15 protein-coding genes and 1 pseudogene are annotated in these 20,531 nt (G+C 58.6%); 8 read left to right on the forward strand and 8 right to left on the reverse strand.

All coding sequences use genetic code 11. The features are described 5' to 3' along the window. Window position 1: 1 nt before the first annotated feature. The 8 genes from ACWGTI_RS23505 to ACWGTI_RS23540 all read right to left on the reverse strand — a co-directional run bounded on the left by ACWGTI_RS23505 (window position 2) and on the right by ACWGTI_RS23540 (window position 11,886). The gene (locus tag ACWGTI_RS23505) at window positions 2-2,122 is read right to left on the reverse strand and encodes a ParB/RepB/Spo0J family partition protein (protein WP_454589321.1); all 2,121 of its coding nucleotides are present in this window, start codon (window positions 2,120-2,122) and stop codon (window positions 2-4) included. Window positions 2,123-2,480: 358 nt separating this feature from the next. Then, a complete protein-coding gene (locus ACWGTI_RS23510; protein WP_454589322.1) occupies window positions 2,481-3,320 on the reverse strand; it encodes a hypothetical protein in 840 nt (279 codons plus the stop codon). Next, entirely contained in the window at window positions 3,317-4,696 is a 1,380-nt protein-coding gene (locus ACWGTI_RS23515; protein WP_454589341.1) for an AAA family ATPase, read from the reverse strand. The genes ACWGTI_RS23510 and ACWGTI_RS23515 overlap by 4 nt, the downstream gene beginning before the upstream one ends. 113 nt (window positions 4,697-4,809) lie before the next feature. Next, window positions 4,810-7,881: a DEAD/DEAH box helicase gene (locus tag ACWGTI_RS23520; protein ID WP_454589323.1), complete on the reverse strand. Its 3,072-nt coding sequence runs from the start codon at window positions 7,879-7,881 to the stop codon at window positions 4,810-4,812. Window positions 7,882-7,956: 75 nt separating this feature from the next. After that, window positions 7,957-8,850, reverse strand: coding sequence for an SMODS domain-containing nucleotidyltransferase (locus ACWGTI_RS23525; RefSeq protein ID WP_454589324.1), 894 nt, complete (start codon window positions 8,848-8,850; stop codon window positions 7,957-7,959). Window positions 8,851-9,152: 302 nt separating this feature from the next. Further along, window positions 9,153-10,343 (reverse strand): DUF2235 domain-containing protein, encoded by a 1,191-nt coding sequence (locus ACWGTI_RS23530; RefSeq protein ID WP_454589325.1) that lies wholly within the window; start codon window positions 10,341-10,343, stop codon window positions 9,153-9,155. Between the two features lie 323 nt (window positions 10,344-10,666). Next, on the reverse strand, window positions 10,667-11,566 hold the full coding sequence (locus tag ACWGTI_RS23535) for an ImmA/IrrE family metallo-endopeptidase (protein ID WP_454589326.1): 900 nt from the start codon (window positions 11,564-11,566) through the stop codon (window positions 10,667-10,669). Then, a complete protein-coding gene (locus tag ACWGTI_RS23540) occupies window positions 11,563-11,886 on the reverse strand; it encodes a helix-turn-helix domain-containing protein (protein WP_454589327.1) in 324 nt (107 codons plus the stop codon). The genes ACWGTI_RS23535 and ACWGTI_RS23540 overlap by 4 nt, the downstream gene beginning before the upstream one ends. Before the next feature lie 227 nt (window positions 11,887-12,113). Between ACWGTI_RS23540 and ACWGTI_RS23545 the strand changes: the two are divergent. The 8 genes and pseudogenes from ACWGTI_RS23545 to ACWGTI_RS23580 all read left to right on the forward strand — a co-directional run. Next, a pseudogene (locus ACWGTI_RS23545) lies at window positions 12,114-12,251 on the forward strand (DUF2188 domain-containing protein); the annotation flags it as partial. Between the two features lie 85 nt (window positions 12,252-12,336). Beyond that, complete coding sequence (locus ACWGTI_RS23550; protein ID WP_454589328.1) at window positions 12,337-13,245, forward strand: AAA family ATPase; 909 nt, start codon at window positions 12,337-12,339, stop codon at window positions 13,243-13,245. After that, complete coding sequence (locus tag ACWGTI_RS23555; RefSeq protein WP_454589329.1) at window positions 13,242-13,712, forward strand: hypothetical protein; 471 nt, start codon at window positions 13,242-13,244, stop codon at window positions 13,710-13,712. The genes ACWGTI_RS23550 and ACWGTI_RS23555 overlap by 4 nt, the downstream gene beginning before the upstream one ends. Then, entirely contained in the window at window positions 13,709-14,209 is a 501-nt protein-coding gene (locus ACWGTI_RS23560) for an HORMA domain containing protein (protein WP_454589330.1), read from the forward strand. The genes ACWGTI_RS23555 and ACWGTI_RS23560 overlap by 4 nt, the downstream gene beginning before the upstream one ends. Then, window positions 14,209-15,108: a CBASS oligonucleotide cyclase gene (locus tag ACWGTI_RS23565; protein WP_454589331.1), complete on the forward strand. Its 900-nt coding sequence runs from the start codon at window positions 14,209-14,211 to the stop codon at window positions 15,106-15,108. The genes ACWGTI_RS23560 and ACWGTI_RS23565 overlap by 1 nt, the downstream gene beginning before the upstream one ends. A gap of 42 nt (window positions 15,109-15,150) precedes the next feature. Beyond that, window positions 15,151-16,668: an SAVED domain-containing protein gene (locus ACWGTI_RS23570; protein ID WP_454589332.1), complete on the forward strand. Its 1,518-nt coding sequence runs from the start codon at window positions 15,151-15,153 to the stop codon at window positions 16,666-16,668. 68 nt (window positions 16,669-16,736) lie between these two features. Beyond that, window positions 16,737-19,856: a hypothetical protein gene (locus ACWGTI_RS23575; protein WP_454589333.1), complete on the forward strand. Its 3,120-nt coding sequence runs from the start codon at window positions 16,737-16,739 to the stop codon at window positions 19,854-19,856. Window positions 19,857-19,921: 65 nt separating this feature from the next. After that, entirely contained in the window at window positions 19,922-20,107 is a 186-nt protein-coding gene (locus ACWGTI_RS23580; RefSeq protein ID WP_454589334.1) for a hypothetical protein, read from the forward strand. The last annotated feature ends 424 nt before the right edge of the window (window positions 20,108-20,531 follow it).

The raw sequence follows: 20,531 nt of genomic DNA on the forward strand, positions 1-20,531 counted from the left end.
ATCACTCGGCTGCGATATGGAGAGGATCGCCCGCTTCGGCGCCGCTGCCACTATCGTCTGCAGCCAGGTCCATCTCATGCGGAGAAGCAAGGTCTGCCGCTGGTGGCTCGTTTGCTTCGACCGCTCCCTCACCGCTAACGGCATCCGCCTCCCGAAGCGTGGCGGCCTCCGTTGTGCGCATGAGTACCGGGAGCCAGCCGGTTCCAGCCAGCAACTGTTCGGCGGCTTCGGCCATCGGTTGCTTCTTCATTGACGACAGCCTGTCCGCTGCCTCATCGCTCACCGCCTCGCACACTGCTGCGAGGATATGCGCTTTCGTGATCCGCCCGAGATAGGTGCGTACGGTCGGCCTCCAATGTGCCGTCATGTCGAGCTCGACCGCCGTTGCCAACCTGTCCGCCGTTTCGTGGGCGCGCGGCTTGCGCTCCCAAGGTTGCTTGACGGCGTTAACGGTGAGCGAGGCGCAATGCCCAAACAGCGCCATGACGCTGGCATGGTCGAGCGAAGCAATGAAGCCCCATAAGTCGGCCACATCGACCGGCATGTCCACCGCCCATCCCGCATGACGATCCGCCAGCGCCTTGGCCGCTGCCGTGTCCTCGATGCCATCCGCGTGGCCGGCAAGGTAAGTGCTGGTCGGCCGGATTTCGAGACAATGGACTTCCGCGCCCTGATAGAAAGCCTGTGCTGCAAGCGTGTGCGTGACGGCGATCAGTGCAACGTCCGGGTGTTCGCCGAGTGCAAGGCGAAGGCCGAGCGTCCGGTGCGCGGTCAGGTCGCGGACGAGAAGATCGGACAGCGGCTTGCCGGCATCCTCCGCTTCGTCGTCGCTATCGCCATCACGGTCCGGCCCGATATCGTCCTCGATGATCTCACCTTCACCGTTGATGGTGTAGCCATCGCTGCCATCCTGCACTTCCGTTTCCAGCTGATCGTCTTCCACCCTGACGAAACCGCGTTCGATGCGAGCCGTCCCCTCATGAGAAAGCACGACGAACACACCACCGTGCGCAATGACATTCGGGGCGTAAGCGTGTCGCAAAGCATCGATGCGCTCGATCTCAGCCTCAAGCCTGCCAAAACGCTTATCGACATCGTCAGGCAGTTCCTCGGCGCTGCTCCATTCTTCCGTCAGCAGGTTGAACGTGTTCAACGCCTCCGCATAGGCAGCTTCGTCCTCCTCAGACAAAGCCACCGGTTGCGGATAGGTACGGCGCAGACCGTGCGCATGCGGATAGTCGATATGGACATCCGCCCATTTCCAGCTTTCAGCCTCCTTGATGGTTTCTGCGATACCTTGCAGCTTCTCGATCACCATCTGGTCGAGCAAGGCCGTATCGTCATAGAAGCCGCCGCGATCCTCGGTGAACAGGTCGCGCAGGATGGCGCCGCCTGCCTCCATGTAGGCTTCCGCGCCGATGAAGACGGCACGGCGATCGCTAGCCGCGACATGGGTTCGCGTCAGTTCACGGCGGATGATGTAGGCATCGCGATTGTAGGTGAGGTTGTCAAAAACCTGCTCCTGCCTTGCATGATCCTCGGTGATGGCGAAGGCCATCAACTGGTCGAGGGTCAGATCGCCATCGCGATAGACCTGCATCAGCTTGGGGCTGACAGAACCAAGCCGCAGACGCTGCCGCACCACGTGCGCGGTCACACCAAAGCGGGCGGCGATTTCTTCCGCGCCCCAGCCGCGTTCTTCATTGAGACGCCGGAACGCCTCGAACTGGTCAGCGGGGTGCATCGCCTCGCGGGTGACATTCTCGTCCAGGCTGATCTCATGCGCATCATTCACGGTGTCGATGACGCAGCGGACAAGCTCGGTTTTTTTGATCTGCTTAAGCTTGACGCGAAGCAGCTGCGCTAGCCTGCGACCTTCGCCGATGCTGACGAGATAGAAGCCGGTTTCTGCCCCCTCACCGTCAAACTCCGGCTCAACCACAAGGTTTTGCAGGATGCCCTTGGCGGCGATGCTGGCCGCATAGGCTTCGATGATCGCTTCGCTATGCGGCGTCTTGCGCGCATTGCGGGGCGACTTCTTCAGCTTGTTCAGCGGAATGAAAACCTCGGTGCCGCTCTCGCTGGCAGTTCCGGTCCTCGTGTTGTTTGCATTGGTCGTCATGGTTTGGGTTCCTTTCCCTTAACATGCCGAAGGCATGCCCCTCGGCATGCCTTCCGGGGGCGCGTGAGCGCGCGGCAGAGAGGGGGGCGAATGCCGGCGAGCGGAGCTGGGCTGCGCGTCGAGCGGGGCGGATCGGATCCGGTCAGGCGGTGAGAATCATTCACCGCCTTGCGAGCGGGCGACCCCGCTCTGCGCAGGCGGCATTCGCGGGGGAGAGATGGCCAAGACCATCTCTCCCCGATTCAAAGCCATCTACTCGGTTCAGCAATGTAGCCCACCGTGCCAGCCAGTTGAGCGAGCCACCTATGAATTGCAGATCATCGTTTCGTGACCGAACGAAAGCGGTAAAGCCGCCAGACTATAGTAATCCCCACGTACGAAGAAAATAGCGAGACATTCCGGCAAACGGGGCTTTTGGCAGCGTCAGTCGAGTGAGCTCTTTGTCGATGGCCTTGAGAGTTCCCGGAGGGACGGCTCCGTTGTCGATCACGGTCCTGAAGACCGCTAACGTCGAATAAAATCCATACCGATCGCGCCGAAGCTCTTCGCGGTTAAGCCCAAGGAATTTTTCTGATGCCGCGTAAGCCCGAGCCGAGCGTGCGTGGTTGCCGGGCCGGAGCCAGACCTCTTCGTTGCTAGGGTCGGCTTCATAGATGAAGAGGATTTCCGGATCCTCCAGGTAGGGATGGACCAAGTCAGCGTCTTCGCCCTCCCATCGTCCACGGACGTCGTCATCCGTGGCTAGTGATGCATCAACCATGAGCGTCGTAGCGAGCGCGGCTAAGGCGGCGGCTTCGTTGGGGATCGCTGCCGGCATTGCCGGCGCGACCAGACGAATGTCGGGTGTTACAGGGAAAGAATCACTCTTGTAGATTTGATTACAAATCTGGCAGGCAAACAGATAATTGTCGAAGTCATAGGCCAGCCACCAATAGATGCCCTTAGGGCGAAAATGTTCGACGTCACCATGTGCGACCGTCGACGTCGCAGCTTCACAATATGCACATTTACCAGCCGTATCCGCCCGCACCTTCGTCTTGGCCGACTTCCATTTTGCGGAGATGAACGCCATCGGTTTATCCGCGACGACGCCTACAAAATAGCGCTCGACGAGATCGACGTGCTTCTCCCTGAGCTTGGCACCGACAAAGTCTGTCGGGAAAGATGCCGCTCCCCGTTTTCGCAAGAGCCGGATCATTTGTTCTTCGCGGACCGGGTGTTCTTGACCACTTGTTGCAGCGCTTTGGCCCTCGATCCCTCCGCATTTCCCGAGGATTCAAGTTCAGCGGCAATGCGCTCAAGGAGCTTGTTCGTTGGCTGCAAATAGCCTGGGACGGTAGAGCGATCTGCGAGAGTTGAGAGCTGCGCCTCGCGAGCGCGGATTTGGCTGGCGCGTCCCGCCGCGGTCTTTGCAGGTTGAACGTCGGTTTTCATTTCCCTGCTGCTGTCGCTCGCAGGCAGCCCCTTCAGCACACGAATTTCGCGCCGTACTTGTGCGACTTGGGGTGAATCAAGTGTATCCAGCCCGAAAATCGGGCTTTGAATGAGCTGATGAAGCATCAACCGATTTGGTGCACCTGAAAATGCTTGGAGGGCCGACGGGCCGGTATTCTCCGGTTGCCGCCGTAGCACAAACAACTCCCCCTCTCCGGCTTGATGCACTGTTAGCGGTGAATGGGTAGTAGTCACAAATTGAAATTTCGGTAGGGTTGTCTTGAGGAAATCAACCAGGTGTCTTTGCCAGAGCGGGTGTAAATGCAAATCCAACTCGTCAATGAGCAGCAGTCCGCGCGCAGCTAGCGCCCTGTCATAGTCTTTGAAGGTCTCTGTGATGCGAAAGAGAAGATCCCCGCACCATGCAGCCATCGCCTGATAGCCATCGCTCAGCAAGTCTAAGGGCAAGACGCCATCGGGTGTGTTGAAGCGTAGCTTTCGACGCTCCTTATCCACTCCCGTGAAGGTGACACCAGGTAGCAGTGAATCGAGCGCTTGACGCACAACCCCTAGCCCCTGCTCACCGCGGCGATAGTCCAGATCGATCGCCCACTGTTCAAGTGAGACAAGAGCTGCGGAAGCTGAGAACAATGTAGCGACGGCTTGCGATCGAGTGGTGCGGTACATCGAACTCGTAATATTGAAGTTGCTGCCTTCTGGCGCCGCGCGGCGATTGACACCATAGCCAACGACAAAATAGTTGCGTGACGCATGGCTAAGCGCGGCGTCAAGTTCTTCCAATGTCTGCTTGTTGTCGGTGAGGAATTTAAAAGTTCCCGCTCCGCGGTTGAATTCAAGGCGCGCTGTCCTCGGCTCGTTCTTAGCCGTGACGATATCAACCTCGATGAAGGCTCTGGGCTGGCCTTCACGTATCCACCAGTCGTGGTCACCCAAAATCTCGGGCAATGCCTCACTGCCGGAGAGCACCAGCGCGATACAGCGCAAAACAGTGCTTTTGCCTGACCCGTTCTCGCCGAGCAGAAAGGTCCACGGTCTTGTCTTGCCGTCGCCCTGCTCGAAGCTCATATCGAGCGTGGCAATCGAGCGAATATTTTCGAGTCTTAAGCGTCGTAGGAACATCAAATCCAACTTTCAAAGCCCGGATCAGCACCGTAGCCGATCATTTGCCGTCACGCATCCCTCATATATCGGTGGTCAGGTTCGGATCCGAAAGCCTCAGAGCAGGCAATCACCTACGCTGGACAGAATATTCGCATGTTGACGCCAACTGATTGGCAGGCCGAATAGGCCGAGATGACGAGGTGGTAGAACTGCAACACGTGTGGCTGCGGCCTTGGGCGACGAAACTCCGCTTCCAGAGCGCTTTTTGATAGCATTCCTCCGGAGCAAACAAGCCAGATCGTTCTGTCGGATCCCGGCGCAGTTCGTACCCGTTGCAGAAGACGTCGGAACGCAATCGAACCAGGGCCAGCGCGTCGCCGCGGCACTGTGTCAGTTACCTTGGCAACACCCTCCCCCGCGCTCATGCGCCAGTCGTTATCGAACTTTGTTGCCGCGCCAGGGAGTTCAGTTCCATCGCTCTTCAGATAGGCAAGATTCTTCACAGCTTGGGCACAAACGTCATAAAATGCCGATGCGGACACACCAGCATCGCCCTTGTGCCATTTGGCAACGACGAAAGTCACGCGTGGAGTGGCCGCACTGTCGTCTACTCCAATAAAGTCGCCAACTTCGGTTGCGAGGTCATCACACACAAGGGCTGGGAATGTTGGCCCGAATAATGGCCGCTCCTTGCCCTCGACAAGTGTGTCATCGAGCATCCGGAATAGCGAGCCTGGCTTCCACGTATCGAAGCTGCCTCCACTCGGAATCCCCTTTTCAGATTTTACGGCAGCTAGCTCTGCAACCGGCGTGATCAAGTCCAGAACAAGGCGCGCAGCGCCGCTCAGATTGGCAAGGTTGAGATCAAGCGCATAGAACGACCCGTGGACATATACATGCTCCAGCCCGGCCGTGATGAGCCGGAACGGCTGAATTTGATTGAGACGCTTCGTCAGAGAAATCTTCTCGTTGTCCTTGGATTTGTATTTGCTCAGAACAGGTGAAGTGATCCAATACTTCTGCTTCTTAGGATTCCAAGAGATCCAAACGTTCGCCTTATTTCCATCCACGGTGAGTTCGAATCGAAATGGAGCCGGCGCTTTGGCCGAAAAATCAGGAACAACATCTACGCAAAGTGCGTCATTGTCGAAATGTGCAGACTCCCTGCCGATCCTGAATTCTCCCATCAACTCAAGCATATCAATGAGGATATTCGTTGGCTCCGTGTTCGATGGGATGTCAGTCGGTATCGCAAATCGAGACAAGACGGGCGCGCCCGCCTTTGCGGCATCAAGCTCCTTGTTAACTTCGTCGCACCATGCTGCGAACTCATCGGCCGAGAAGTCCGCACCCTCCCCGTCACGCACTCTGCTCCTCGCAAAGCCGACAGATCGCCGTGTGTTCTCGACGCGACCGCCGGCACGGGTGACGACATTCATGTGTTCGCCCATGAAAACGCCTGATCGCTCGAGCGATCGTGCGGCGAGGCTGCGCGAACGCAGCGCTAGAGGTCCGAGGTCCGTATTCTTGACACTGATGAAAGAGACAACGTTGTCGGGGCCTGCTGGCATCAGAGATCGCAGCGACTTAGGATTTACTCTTGCGCCTACGCCATTGAGTTCATCGATCCAAAGACCAGCACTGTCATAGAAAAAGAGCCTGTTGCCGCATCTCGCATAGATTGTCACCTCCAGTGATGCAGCCTGGAACAGAGACTTCGAGAGGAACGGCGATTGGTTGAGACGCAAGGTTACATGATAGCGGCAACTGCCTCCGGCCACCGAGGCGACAAGATGTTCGAACCGATCTTCCGCCTCAAGTCCTGCTGAGATATCAGATTGCAAATTATCGAGATTCAGGGACGGGTCGATTTCAAATATGTATGCGGACCGAGGGAACTGCAGGTCTTCAGCGAGATTGATATCGGCAAGGTCAATTCTTTCCCGAAACTCGCCCCCGACATAATCCATCAAGGGCAGTGCCGCGACCAATTTTGAGAGCACCTCCTCGTCATTGCGGATCGGTGGTTTGCCACCATTGGCAATGCACGCAGTATCGTAGCTCAAGAAACTCTTCCATACCCCGTCAACATACTCGTCGACCCTTGCAAACACGATCGCGTCCGTTTGCTTTGTTCCAATCTCACCGGCTTGGCGCGTCAGACGTCCAACCTGCTGCACGAGCATTCGCGTGTTCGAGAATGGCTCATAGAGTGCCAGCATCGTGCATAAAGGGTCATCTATGCCCTCGATCAGCATGAACTGGTGGATCAAGAATTTCTCCGGCCTCTCTGTGAGATTGATAGGTACATCGGGACGCTGCTGTTCACCTTGCACCCCAGTGAGATCAAAATTGTTGTGAAGTGCCAGGACCCCATCGTCGCGTCCTTTCAACGCGTCTCTAAAGGCTTGGAAGAGCTCGGTCACAGTATCCTCGCTGGCAGCTCTCACGATCATCTTGTTGGCAGCCGTGAACCGACCTTGCTTAACAAGGTCGTCACGAGCGGCGATCATCTCGCGAACGAACTCCGCCGCGTTCAGCGAGAACGGTTTTTCCTCGATGGTCACGCCGCGGATGAGGCATTTCCCAACTGCGTCTTGAAACGACAGGAAATGAATGTGTTCATCGCCAACATTAAAGATTTTCAAGTCGCTGCGGAACGGAGTTGCGCTGAACAATACCGTCGGAACACCGAAACTACGAACGACCTCTGCCCACAAAGGGGCAGGTTCCCTGTGCCCTTCGTCAAAGATAATTGTGCCGACGAGGCCACGAAGCTGCTCATGATCGCCTGCGGCATGAATCTGCTGCAAAGCTTGTATTGTGCCGACAACGATGACTCGCTTTCCCTTAGCCCCCGCGATCTTATTAGCCGTGGATTTCACACCACTTGGCAGAATCTGGATCACAACGTCGGGCTTCCACTCGTCTGGAGCTTTTATTTTATCCCAGAAGCCGCTTACGAATTGCGACTTCAACTGTTCGACTAGAGCTGCGGACGGACAGACGACCAGTACCGGCATCGCCACAGCCCGGCGGGTTGCCAAGACGGCCATGACGCCGGTCTTGCCGGTACCAGTCGGCATGTGGATGAGACAGCCTTTTGGGCTACCGGATGCGAAATAGGCCTCGCCTGCTCTTATGGCGTCGAGTTGGTGTGGCCAGACGTCAAGCTCGGCCAGATCACGTTTGGCAATATCCATTGTTATGTGCCCCAGAGCGAGGAGAGAAGGTTTGATAGAGACCGTCGTGATAAAACTTGCGTTGTCCTTGGCCGCTCACCTGACAGAGCCAAGGCCGAACCTTGGACCAAAGAGCCGGCGCCATAAGTAGGTCGCCAGTTCGACGTCATCGGTGTCTTGTGCTTTGCGTGCGATTTCTGCGTGCGATTCCACGCGACTCATGAAACGGATCCAATCGGTTGGAGAGACTTTCGACAATAGGTCGCCGTCACGCAGTGCCGGATCCTGAACGACTGGCTTCCTGCCTCGCTTGGCCATTTTGCCATATTCGTCTAGGAGGTTCTCTAAGAACTGAGCGAACAGCTCGCCGTAGTGATTTTCATCATACGGAGCTTGTTCGGCTGCGAGAATTTCTAACGCAAATCCCTTGGGGCGTCTGGCGCTTTGGGTCTGCCGGCGCCACCATTTGACAAGCTTCACAAACGGTTTGAATCTACCCTCGAATTCGGTGTTAACTTCCGCACTCCATGCATTGTGCATCAGCGGATTTGTTTGCCTCCACTCTTCCACCTCGCGATCTGGCACCTTGAAGCCGTTTCCAGAGTGGATGAGTGGAACGACATCGACATCGACGCTCGCAGTTGCCACCCGGATCGAACGTTTATTCATTCTCTGGACGTCGTAGCTCTCCCTAAGTGCATCGCGTAGGTCGATCAATACGCGATCGGGATCACTCGCCGGGCTGTAGCGAAGCCATATGAAGACATCTACATCAGGTCTGAAATACTTTGCGTTCACGATCCCTGGCCGGATCGCAGTGTCTCGCGAATAGCTTCCGGCTAGAAAGTCATCGTTCCAGCGATCAGAAAACGCAGCATGTGACCTCAGGAAACGGCGTATCGACAGATGCGCCCTAGAAGCCGCCGCCACAGTGCTTTTGCTCGGTTCAATGTCGTTGAGAAGCTCCAAGAAGCGGGCATTCGGCACCATATGTCCACCCCATCCCGTTATGCAAACGCACTGTTTTCCACCCGGTCAGTTGCAATTGCTTCGACAAGCGCTTGCCTTGCGTGATCCGCTAGAAGTCAGTGTCCAGAGGTTGAGCCTGGCCAAGCCACTCGCGTTCATAGCTTTCGAAGCCCGCTGGGATCCTTCGGTTTGAACCGTTCCATGGACCCTGTCGCAATCAACCAGCCGCTCAATTTCTGTCAACAACAGGCAATAGCGGCGACGCCCTGGGGTTGTCGTTTTCTGCCCGGTGTTGTGCGGAGAAAAGTCAGGATCGAGTGCAATCATCGCCCACCCTCCCCAGACGGATCTAGAGCGGCCTCCGCGGCATCGTCGTGAAGACTGACATTGTGAGGGCGGTAGCTAGGCATGCGACGGCATCGTTCGTCGACTGAAGGATGGATTTGGATGTCGTCTGGCAATTTCCGGGGCTCTCCCCATGGCAAATACCAACCGAAAAATGACGACCCTTTCCATTCCCGCCATTTTACACGTTTTGGCAAGAGTTCGAGGATCCACCATCCCCAAGTCAGCGAATTGTGCAGCTCGGCTGTGGCATCGGGTGCGACATAGGGATGCTTCCCGCCAGATAGAGCTCTCCCCTTGACGAGGTAGTCATACATCATTGGGTCAACGTGCAAGCCCTGAGCAATTGCTTCATCAGCAAGCCAGGCTAACGGGAACTTCGAAAGCCCGCTTTCGGACTCGGGATAGCCCCCTCCGATGTCAGAATGCACTCCCGCAAATGCCATCTGCACGGCGTCTTGCGGAACGTCACTCGGTGGATCGGCGAATGGAACCGGAACGTAACTTTGTCCTGACTCCCACCGGTTCAGCCGAAACATTCGCCGCCGCTCGTCGATCGCCACCGCCTGCCGGAAACACAGTACGCTTGGATTCTTGCGCGTGAACGGAAGTGTGCGAAGGCTAGGCAGGTAAAAGCGATCCCGGCGAGGCACGATCATCGAGGCCACAGTGTCCCAAACGCCCAGAAAATGGACCGTGGCACGTCGCGTGCTCATGATTCGTCCGAAATCCCACGCTAGGTGAAGATTATTCTCTTCGCTTGCCCGCTTGTAGGCGGTCAACGCATAGGTGGCGACGTTAAGCTGTTCCGGCCTCAGCAAACCCGCCATGTGGATCAGCCCGGCCAAAGCACGTACTGCATAGGAGCCTCGGCTGAACCCGAAAAAGAACAGCCTGTCGCCCACGTCATAACACTGGCAGACAAAACGATAGGCATCCATGATGTTGTCGTCCAGACCATAACCTGTTGCCAAGCCGAAGACGCCCGTGGCGTTCTGGAAGGCATTGCCCCACTCACTGCTCAGGCCGATCGTGCCAACGCCTGGATTGTAATAGACGATCTGCTGTTCGTCCTTTTGCGCAATCCGGAATAGTTTCAGCACGTTGGAAAGGTCGCCTTCGACCTCGTTGCCTGTGCCGTCGCAGCAGATAACTATGTTCTTGTTCATTCAAAGGACCTCGGCACAACTTAATGAAACGGCTGCCTAGGCCCCTAAATACAGGTTGGATCAGCCTCAAACTATCATGATTGATTGTTTCTTCCCGGCCCGCCTTATCAGAACGCTTCAGCCCAGTGAAATAGCCACTATAATCGATGTTAACCAAATACGTATGTCAACAACTCTCTACGCCAACTGCCGGCGCTAAGCGGGATAATGAGTTTCTTGTTCTTCTGCTCGTGGACCAGCCGGGTACGGCGCGCATGCGTCAGGCCTAAGAGTTCGCAGGATCGCCCGGCGGGCCGTGCTTTGCTTCATATCCTCCCGGAGAATTACCACTCGCGCCGCTTCTCTCTCGGCACCATCTTGTCGTACGTGTCCAACTCAGGGTCGGCTTCGTCCTCAGCAAACGGAGGGGCATCTTGGAGCAGAAGAAGAGAAATGGCGAAGTCATACTGCTCGGCGAAGATCGTCATCTCTCGGGTAGGTTCACGCAACCAGACGCCGGCAACATGGTCAACGCCCGCCCTGCCATCGATAAGGAGGTTTTGCTTTGCGGCAAGTGACGCCGCCGGAATTTCGATAGGGCCTGCGCTGGTTCTGAAATACGCCCCGGTCTTAAGGGCGGGAGTACTGGACCGGGCCCACAGAATGTAGCCATCCCGCGAAACAACGAGAATCGCGCGCTTGCTGGTGTAGTGCAGCCAGCGCAGAACCGCTGCGATCAACGATACGCGGTAACGGTCCGCGCAGTGGGCAATCATATCGAGGTCGACTTTTGCCCGTTCGGGAATTTGCCGTCTGAAGTCATCAAGCGGCATCAGGAAGTTCGCGGCAAAAACATTGGCCTGGTGTTCAAGCTGACCGTACTCCGAATCCCATGCGACCTGTTCCTGGCTGCAATAAAAGCCGTCGGGGTAGGCAATGCGGTGGAGGAGGTAATGGCCAAACTCGTGCGCTAGGGTGAAGTTGATCCTGCCAACCGACGACATCGAATTATTATAGATGATCCCCCAGCCCTTTTTCCCAGCCGGCGCCTTAAACAACGCGCCGTCGAACTTGGGGAGGTTGTCCCCCTTGATGCTTATAATCGGGTCGTCTGGCCACTTTTTAGCCGAGTATTCCTTCGCGATCATCGGGATATCGATCGGAAATTGCTCGCCACCCATCACCGCATTTAGCAGGTGGGTTATCTCGAAAGCCCAGCGCTCTGCGGTGAAAGGGGCCGTCATTCATCGTCACCCATCAGGTCGACCATCCGGCGTATCTTGTCTTTGATGGTGGGCTCCATGTTCCGGTACTTGCGGAAAAAGGCCGTGTCGGTCGCATCCTCAACCTGGACGGTCGCGGACGTGTCGATCAGGTAATCGGCGGTTACGCCGAGAACGGCGGCAATCTTCGCGACCTTGTCCGCCGACGGGCGCGGCGGATTCTTATTCTCAAGTTCCCAGATGTAGCTCTTGCTGGATTCGGCGAGTTCCGCGAGCTTGTCGAGCGTATAGCCCTTGGCCTTACGCAGAGTCCGGATTTTTTCGCCCAACGGCGTGGTCAAAGGCTGTCTCCTGCTGATTTGCAAGTTCAGAGTAGCAGCACGATGGATGCTTGACAACGCGTATTGGGTCGTTCAGCATGTTCGGAGTAGGCTTACTTCAGATTCTCTATTCCGAAAGACATACTAGATATGATCACATCGCGGACCAAGGTCACATCATGTAGTTCCCAACGGATGGCGGCTGGTACGTCAAGCGTGGCGGCGCAGAACGTGCCTCCGGACATTTTGACACGAAGCGCGAGGCGGTCGACCGTGGGCGGGAGATCAGCCGCAACCAGGAAACCGAGTTGCGTATCCACAACCGCGACGGCCGTATCGGGCAGAGCGACAGCCACGGCGGGGACCCGAACCCGCCCCGGGGCTGAGACAGAGCCGCGCCTCCCGACGCGGCTTTTTTCGTAACGGCTGGCCGGGACTCGGCCTGAGAAGGAGCAGAACGACATGAAGCACATGCCGTCGATCGATCCGAATGACCTGCCGAAAGGCATCCAGCGGAGCCGGCCCTTGCCCGATCCCGCCCTCGGCGCCCTCTGGGATTCGATCATCCTCGACCAAGCGCTGAAGTCGCAACTTCTGTCGCAGGCGGTCCTGAATTTTACCTTGCGCGACAAGGTCGATCGCACGGTCATTCCGCTGCACGGCGTCATTTTCCTCGTCGGTCCACCCGGTACCGGCAAGACTTCGCTCGCGCGGGGGCTCGCGCACCGGACCGCTAAGGCCTTCCCCGGCGGCGGGTTTCGTCTCCTCGAAGTGGAGCCGCACAATCTCACCAGTTCGTCGATGGGCAAGACGCAGCGCGCGGTGTCGGACCTGTTTTCGCAATCTGTCGCCGAGGCGGCAATGAACGGGCCGACCATCGTCCTTCTCGACGAAGTCGAGACACTGGCGGCCGACCGCTCGAAGATGAGCCTTGACGCCAACCCGGTTGATATCCACCGGGCAACGGACGCGGTCCTTGTCCAACTCGACCTTCTGGCCGACCGGTTTCCCCAACTTCTGTTCGTGGCGACCAGCAACTTCCCCCAGGCGGTCGACAGCGCCTTCACTTCGCGCTGCGATCTCGTCATGCATGTTCCGTTGCCGGACAAAGAGGCTTGCATCCTCATCCTCAAAGACTGCCTGACCGGCCTTGCGAAGACCTATCCCGCGATCGGGAAGCTGGTAGACGCGCCGCAGTTCGCGCGCTGTGCGGCGGAGTGCGTCGGACTTGATGGGCGAGCCATCCGGAAGATGGTCGCGAATGCGCTGGCGAGCAGCCCGCAGACCGCCATGAACCCGGCGCTTGTCACCATCGACGACATCCTCGCCGCCGCGAAGGCCGCGAAAGGCAGCCGCAGCGCCGGAGGTGTTTCCAAATGAGCAGCACGGTCGTGAGCCGCACATTCCGCAGCACGCCCCACCGCGATGCGCTCGTGACGTGGAATGCCATCGTCGACATGCTGACGCATGGAAAAGCGGGCGAGGCGCGCACGGTGCTTCTCGCCGTCGGCGGTGTCGCGGCGAGCGTGATTGCCGAGCAGGCGCCGAAGGACGCCGCTATCGTCGTCACCTGCGACGGGCCGCGGACCCGCGTCTACTGCCTTTATGACGAGGATGCCATCGACGGCAGCGACGCCAACGAGGATTCGCTCGGCTTCGATCCTCTGGAGGGCGACTGGCACGTCTCGCTGCCCTGTACCGCCGAAGATCTGGACTGGGTCCAGGCGGCGCTGAAAAAGCAGGGCAGCCGCATCACTGCCCGCGATCTTGCGGAGGCCGTCACGCCCGAGGCGGCAGCGATCGCGGAGGCTCTCACCCTCGATCCCAAGGGGTTTCTCGGCTCATGACCAGCGTCACAGTCAACACCTTCACACATTCCGTCACCTATGTGGCGGACAATATCCTCAAGAGCATGAAGGACATCATCCGGCTCAGCGGACTCGATCCGGCGAACCTCGTCAATGGTTGGTCGACGAACATGAAGGCCCTTCAGGCGTGGCTGGGGTCGCGGCACCTTGAAACCGTTGTGCTTGAGATTTTCAATCCCAAGACCAACGCACTTGTCGGCCGGTGGGATATCGATGTGATCTACACCACCGGCAGCGGCGACGGCGGATTCTGGACAGACACCGAGCAGATCAAGTACCACGTCCGGAAGGCCGGACTCCTGCCGAGTGACGCCGCCTACCGCCTTCTGCTGCAGAACAAGGAAGGGTACGGCGCCGTCGACGGATGGTCGTCGGCTTCGTACCGTTCGACGGACGGCTTCGTCCGGCAGAGTCTCGGTTCGACCATCGAGCACAATGGTCTCGGCGGTAACGCGGCCTACTGGAGGAAAAACTGATGCTGACGGTCGACGAGGCATTCCGGAAGTTCAAGAGCCGGCTTGAACTCAACGAGAAGGAACAGAACAACGCGTCGGCGCGGCAGAACGAGGTCCGCGACTACCTCGTCACCAAGTTCGCGATCGAGCGCAGTTTTCTTACAGGCTCCTACAAGCGCCATACCAAGACCAAGCCTCTGAAAGACATCGACATCTTCTTCGTCCTCAAAGAGTCGGAGAAACATTACCGCAACAAGGCGCCGTCGGTTGTCATCGGCGACTTCTATGATGCGCTTGTCGAGAAGTACGGCAAGGCCGCTGTGCGCAAACAGAGCCGCTCGGTCAATGTCGATTTCGGCGTTGTCATCGACACAGATGACAACACCGACTACCGGGTGGTCAGTGTCGATGTCGTGCCCGCGTTCGCCGCCGGCGACGACTATGAAATTCCCGACAACGACACCGGCAAGTGGATCAAGACCAATCCCGAAATCCACGCTGCCAAGGCCATCGCCGCGCATCAGGCCTTCAGCAATGAGTGGAAGGGGCTCGTGCGGATGGTCAAATACTGGAACAACAACGCGCGGCACGGAGGGAAGCCTGTCAAGCCATCCTTCCTGATCGAGGTCATGGCGCTGCAATGCCTATATGGCGATTGGCAGGGGCGGTTCGACTATGAAATCCAGGGTCTTTTCTCGACGCTGGCCGACCGCATCTTCGACCAGTGGCCGGATCCGGCCGGGCTCGGCCCTGCCATCAGCGACGGCATGGACACCACCCGCAAGCAGAGGGCGCGCGACCTCCTGTTGGCCGCGAGCCGCGACGCAACCGCGGCGATCGATCACGCCCGCAGGGGGCGGAACGGGGACGCGTTGAAAGCTTGGCGCGCACTCTTCGGACCGAAGTTCCCGCTGTCATGAACCGGAGTGAAGGCGACCGCCGCAACAACAAGGAGGCCCGGCATGGCTGACGCGGTGACCGCTCGCTGGCACGGTGACAACTACCAGTCCCGCATCTTCTGGGAGAACGCGTTTAACTTGCTGCTGCCAAATAGCAGCGTGGTCGAGGTGACATTCGAGGCCAACGGACCGAAAGCGTTCGACGACGTCGTCGTCAGATACGATCCTCCAGTTGCCCGCTCAGGCAGCGAACGGATTTCAGCCGACTACCATCAGGTTAAATGGCACGTGCAGACCGGCGGCCGGTTCGGCTACGCTGATTTCATCGACCCAGATTTCATTGGTGCCCAGTCCTTCTCGTTGCTGGAACGTCTGCGCGATGCACGGGCCAGTGCGCCGGCAGCGGCTCATTTCACCTTCCTGACAACCTACCGCATCAAGGACGGCAATCCGCTGGCCGAACTGGTTTCAGGTCACGACCGCACGCTTCTCATCGAGCGGCTCTTCGACGGCACAACCGACCGCAGCCGCATGGGGAAGGTGCGCAAGTGCTGGCGTGAGCATCTGAAGCTGGGATCGAACGAAGAACTGAAAGCAGTCATCCGCGGCTTCCGTGTGATTGACGGCCACCGGTCGCTCGATGAATTGCGTTCTGAGATCAACTTCAGGGCCACGGTCGTTGGCGTACTGGCGTGCAGCGACGCCGACTCAGATTTTCGTTTCGATGAATTGGCGCGGCAACTGAAGGTACGGCAGCTGAGCGCGTTGAACCGCGAAGCCCTTGTTCAGTTCTGCCGTGATGAGGGAATCTGGGTTGGCCGCGCGGCGGAGCCAGACGACTTCCTCCCGGTCGCCATTCGCAGTTTTCTTGGACCGGCCGCCGATATTGAAGGAGCGACGCCGGATAATACGCTGCTTCTTACCGATGAATTCCGGCAACGCTACCTGCAGGACGACCGCGACTGGCAGCGCGACATCAGGCCAAAAGTCGAAGCCTTCCTTCGGGAGTCGGTCAGGAAGTCTCCACGCCTTCGTCTGATAATGGACGCGCACGCATCTATTGCGTTTCTTGCCGGTACAGTGCTGGACCTAAAATCAGGCGTCCGGACGCATCTGATACAGAAGGGACGCGTTGGCGCTCAGGTCTGGCGCGCCGATGATGACACTGCGGACAAAGGTGCGCGGTTCACCGTTTCCGAGGAAACGCTGGGGACCGGCGCTGCGATCGGTGTCGCCATCAGTGTATCCCGCGCGGCGGAGCCTCAAGCCCGCGCCTATGTAGCCGCGAACCTGCCGGATGTCGGGAAGTTGGTATCTTTCGCTCTGCCGACTGGTCCCGGCCAACAGAACGTAGCAGGCGGTGCGCATGCGGCGGCTCTGGCCGAACAGATTTCCAACCACCTGCGGGCCCTGAAGGCCGACGATCCGGATGCCGTGGTTCACATTTTCGCGGCGTGCCCAAACAGCCTTCTGTTCTTCCTCGGTCAGCAGCATCAGGGTGTCGCGCCGTGCATCGTTTATGAGTTTGACTTCGACCGCCGCGGCAACAAGACCTATCATCCGTCCTTTGTTATGGAGTAAAAATCCCGCCGAGCACTCGTCCGCATAGCGGGTTTTTTCTGAAAGCGAAGTAGGCGTATCGATTGCGCATGGACTTCATCGACAAGCAAATAGCGCCGCCCAAATCCTGGGAGAAGTTCGAGGAGCTGATCCGCGCGCTGTTCGCGAATATCTGGGGCGACCCCCTCGCGCAGATGAACGGCCGGACCGGGCAGAAGCAACACGGCGTCGACGTCTATGGGACGCCGACGGACACGCCAGGGACTTTCCACGGTGTTCAGTGCAAGGGAAAGGGCGGCAACTATCGTGCGAAAGCAACCACGGCCGAGTTCGATACCGAACTCGCAAAGGCCGAGAAATTCCTTCCCGGCCTTGCCCATTGGACCTTCGCTACGACGGCTGCTAACGATGCCGCCCTGCAGCGCCACGCCCGCCGAGTCTCGGAATGGCGCGTGCGCGAGGGCCGATTCCCTGTGGTGGCGATTGGCTGGGAGACGATCCAGGCACTGCTGTCAGGGCAAAGCGAGATCATTCAGCAATTCTACAGCGAGCACTCCGGCGACCTACCCACGATCCTAGCGGCGCTGCGCTCCCTTCCGAGCGCAACCGAGCTCGAAGCAATTAAGCACACGCTTCTAACGATCGCCCGTCCAGTCCCGCCACTGACAGCACTAAGCTATTGGTCAGAAATATGTTTCGAGAACGTCCGCGACCTAGGGCCGGCGCTAATGGGGCGGCCGCTCGGACCGGCCGATGTGGCAGCCTGCCCAGTCCTGCCAGAGACGCAAGCGCTGCTCAGCGACCTTGAGCGGGCCGGGTCAGCGCGGCTTGCCGGTTTAGCCGGCGCAGGCAAGTCGATATGCACCCTCCAGGCAGCGCGCCAACTTCACGCCAAGGGTTGGCGCGTCCTACGGCTGGACGATCCGATGGTAGAAGGGCCGCCACCGAGCAAAGCGGAGACTCCGACGCTTTTGATTATCGATGACGCGCATTTGACTCGTCCCGCCTTCCTGCGTGATCTCGAGCAGCAGGCGACGTCGACGTACCGGGTGCTGAGCGCGCATACGATATCAGAGGGTAAGGAGAATACACACGGCACAATCCAGCTCGATGCGAAGCGCGCGGTCCAAGTAATCGCAGACGGACTGCGCGCGATCCCCGAGGCAACGCTTGCCGCAGTGCGCCGAGTCGACGATCGCGTCGGGAACGAGCCCGGTGACCACCAGCTCGAGCGACGGCTCAACCATGCGGCAGACTTCGCACAGTTTCCATGGCAATTCTGCTTCATCCTAGGCGGCGGCTGGCGCCGCGCGAGCGCACTCGCCAGTTCGGCCCATGCAGCCGGCGCCGACATCGTCCTAGCCGCCGCAGCGATCCGGCAATTGGGAATGCGCGACGCTCGGTGCTCACAAGCGGCACTCGCCCGCCTGATCGGCGATGCGTTCTCGGATAACGATCTCGTCCAGGCGAACAAATGGCTGGTTGGTCAAAGGCTGCTCCTTGCGCCCGATGACTTGCGCTGTCCGCACCAGCGGCTGGCGAGCGTACTTCTGGACCGCATCCTTGACCGCCAGACTCCCGTGGGCCGCAAAGCAATCGCAGAAATGCTCCACCGACTGCTGATCGATCCTGAAGTGCCTCTCGGCGGGGCCGCATTGCTGCTCAGCGAGCTGTCACGTGGCAGCGATTTCGGCCGGTGGCGGCGGCTCGTTGAACGGCAGTGGCTTGACCAGGTGCTGGCACGATGCTGGGTAGCGACCACGACGCCCGAGATTCGCGAGGCGTGCTGGGCGTTGAGCGAAATGCATGGCTATGTACCGGATGAGATGGCGGTTGTGGCCACTCATCAGGATACGCTCGCAACCTGGATCGCAGCTGCACCGCAAGGCGCCTGCTACGCGATCGGCCGATTGATAAACCATGTCCACAACGAGGATGAGGCACTCGGTCGCAATATCGTCGCGCGAGTCGAGCCAGGGATGCTCGCTCGCGCAATAAGCATGGCGGAGCCGCTCCACGCCTGCGAGATCGCCGATCTGCTGTCCATGATGCGAGCTGGGCAGAATCAGGACTGGAAGGCCGCCTATCTCAAGCGGATCGACCGGCCCAAGCTGCTGCGGATGATTTCAAGTTGGCCGCAGGACGCGTGGCTTTCGGCGGCCGCCGACCTTTGTGAACATTTCTGTTATTTCGAGCCCGAATTCGGCTATCAGTTGATCGAGGTTTTGATCCCCGCAATTGCAGAGCGGCTGCGCGCCGATCCGCAACTTACCTTTCACGAGCTGAACGATATCGTCTGGAACGCGCTCCGGCTCTATGATCCATTGAACGTCTATGTCGGCAAGCTCGCGCCAACGCGCCGAATGCGGCAGGTCGGACGCAAAATCTGTGCTTGCTGGTCGCCCAAAGATCTCGCCGCCAAGCTTTCGCGAAGCACGCCGCGGACCTTCCAGTCAGCGGCGGGGTTGCTAGACCTCATGCACAACGCGGCGCCGAAGCAATTCCGAGCGACTGTGCTCGCGCTAGACTGGGATTTGGTCGACCACCAGATTGGCACTGGTTGGGAGGAAGGTATCGGCGATGCACGCATGCTACTGGGGGTTGCCTATAGCCTCCCCGCCGCGCGTCCGGCTATTGAGGCGCTCATTGCTCGCAATGAAGCTAAGATCGTGACCATGTCGGCACACCTAGCCGCACTCGGGCCGGAGAGCGCGCTACGTCACGTCGCCGCAGGCAAGCGCATCGCAATCACCTATTCGGGCCATGTCGACTGGCAGCTTGGCGCGGCGGTACTCATCCACTTCATCGAGAAGAAGCGGCAACTGATTCCGACGCTAATCGGGCCACATTTTGACGGGTTCGCATCCGCACTCTCGCAACCGAGCCCGACATGGTACAATGAGGCTCTTCTCTTCCTGCGACTAACGATCGCGGCGGCGCCCGATTTTATACCGAAGGTGCTTGATCGGATCGAGGTCGACAAGGCAGCACGCGGTTGGCGCAATGCGCTCGCTATGCGCGAGAACAACCGCGTGCAAGGCGCCAAGGCCCAGGCTAGGCAGGTTGTGGCGCTGTTGGTCCACCAAGCGATCGACCGTGGGGATGCTGTGGGCGATCTCGCGCGTCAACTACGCAGTGAATTTCCAAAGAGGTCGATTCCGCTCGAAAAGACGATCGAGGCTATCGAGCTTCCCGATGAAGCCGTCTAAGCTTGGGCAGTTCAGAAGCACGAGCAGTCGAGTCGGATCAGCTGCACAACTAGGCATAGTGCTTCGTGGCGACTCGAAGCACGATGTGGGCCGAAGGGCAGAGCGAGGAACGCGCAGTCCGCACCGCCAAGGTGTTGGCTTCAAATCATGTCAGCGTGATTGCCTGGAGCCGCGACGCGTATCCACCACTCGGCGACTACGGACCTCCGACGATGCTGTTCGTCAGTGGTGACGTCCAGGGCATGGAATAGGGCGGCCAGTGCGTACAGCAGACTTTTCGATGCGGCCTTATCGTGCCGCGCCATAGCGCAACGACGGTACCAATGCAAAGCAACTGAAGAAACCTATCCGACTTGTTTCGCTCAGCCGCAGAAGCGAAGCCGGAACTGGTGGTTCGATGAGTGGGGGGAAAGGCGGTAGCGCTCTAGCGCTACCACGTTTAACCACACGAATGTCGTGAGCCGATGCCTCGTTTGTGAATTCGAATGTAGCCTACAAGCCATCATCAGGCAGCGGACTTCGCGCCACTTGTCGGCGCGCTAAGTGAGAACGGCGCATAAACCGAAGTCCTGCGCGCGTCCGCAAATGCGGACATTGTCGCGCGCTCACATGGGCGTCGAAGTGTCAAGGTTATCAGTCACAGCGCATAGGGCACTCTCCAAGGTAACGGCATCC

It is taken from the genome of Mesorhizobium sp. ArgA1 (assembly GCF_053714375.1).

Coding starts and splice junctions, on each gene's coding strand:
- ACWGTI_RS23505 (WP_454589321.1), bottom strand. CDS start 2,122: ATGACGACCAATGCAAACAACACGAGGACCGGAACTGCCAGCGAGAGC.
- ACWGTI_RS23510 (WP_454589322.1), bottom strand. CDS start 3,320: ATGATCCGGCTCTTGCGAAAACGGGGAGCGGCATCTTTCCCGACAGAC.
- ACWGTI_RS23515 (WP_454589341.1), bottom strand. CDS start 4,696: ATGTTCCTACGACGCTTAAGACTCGAAAATATTCGCTCGATTGCCACG.
- ACWGTI_RS23520 (WP_454589323.1), bottom strand. CDS start 7,881: ATGGATATTGCCAAACGTGATCTGGCCGAGCTTGACGTCTGGCCACAC.
- ACWGTI_RS23525 (WP_454589324.1), bottom strand. CDS start 8,850: ATGGTGCCGAATGCCCGCTTCTTGGAGCTTCTCAACGACATTGAACCG.
- ACWGTI_RS23530 (WP_454589325.1), bottom strand. CDS start 10,343: ATGAACAAGAACATAGTTATCTGCTGCGACGGCACAGGCAACGAGGTC.
- ACWGTI_RS23535 (WP_454589326.1), bottom strand. CDS start 11,566: ATGACGGCCCCTTTCACCGCAGAGCGCTGGGCTTTCGAGATAACCCAC.
- ACWGTI_RS23550 (WP_454589328.1), top strand. CDS start 12,337: ATGCCGTCGATCGATCCGAATGACCTGCCGAAAGGCATCCAGCGGAGC.
- ACWGTI_RS23555 (WP_454589329.1), top strand. CDS start 13,242: ATGAGCAGCACGGTCGTGAGCCGCACATTCCGCAGCACGCCCCACCGC.
- ACWGTI_RS23560 (WP_454589330.1), top strand. CDS start 13,709: ATGACCAGCGTCACAGTCAACACCTTCACACATTCCGTCACCTATGTG.
- ACWGTI_RS23565 (WP_454589331.1), top strand. CDS start 14,209: ATGCTGACGGTCGACGAGGCATTCCGGAAGTTCAAGAGCCGGCTTGAA.
- ACWGTI_RS23570 (WP_454589332.1), top strand. CDS start 15,151: ATGGCTGACGCGGTGACCGCTCGCTGGCACGGTGACAACTACCAGTCC.
- ACWGTI_RS23575 (WP_454589333.1), top strand. CDS start 16,737: ATGGACTTCATCGACAAGCAAATAGCGCCGCCCAAATCCTGGGAGAAG.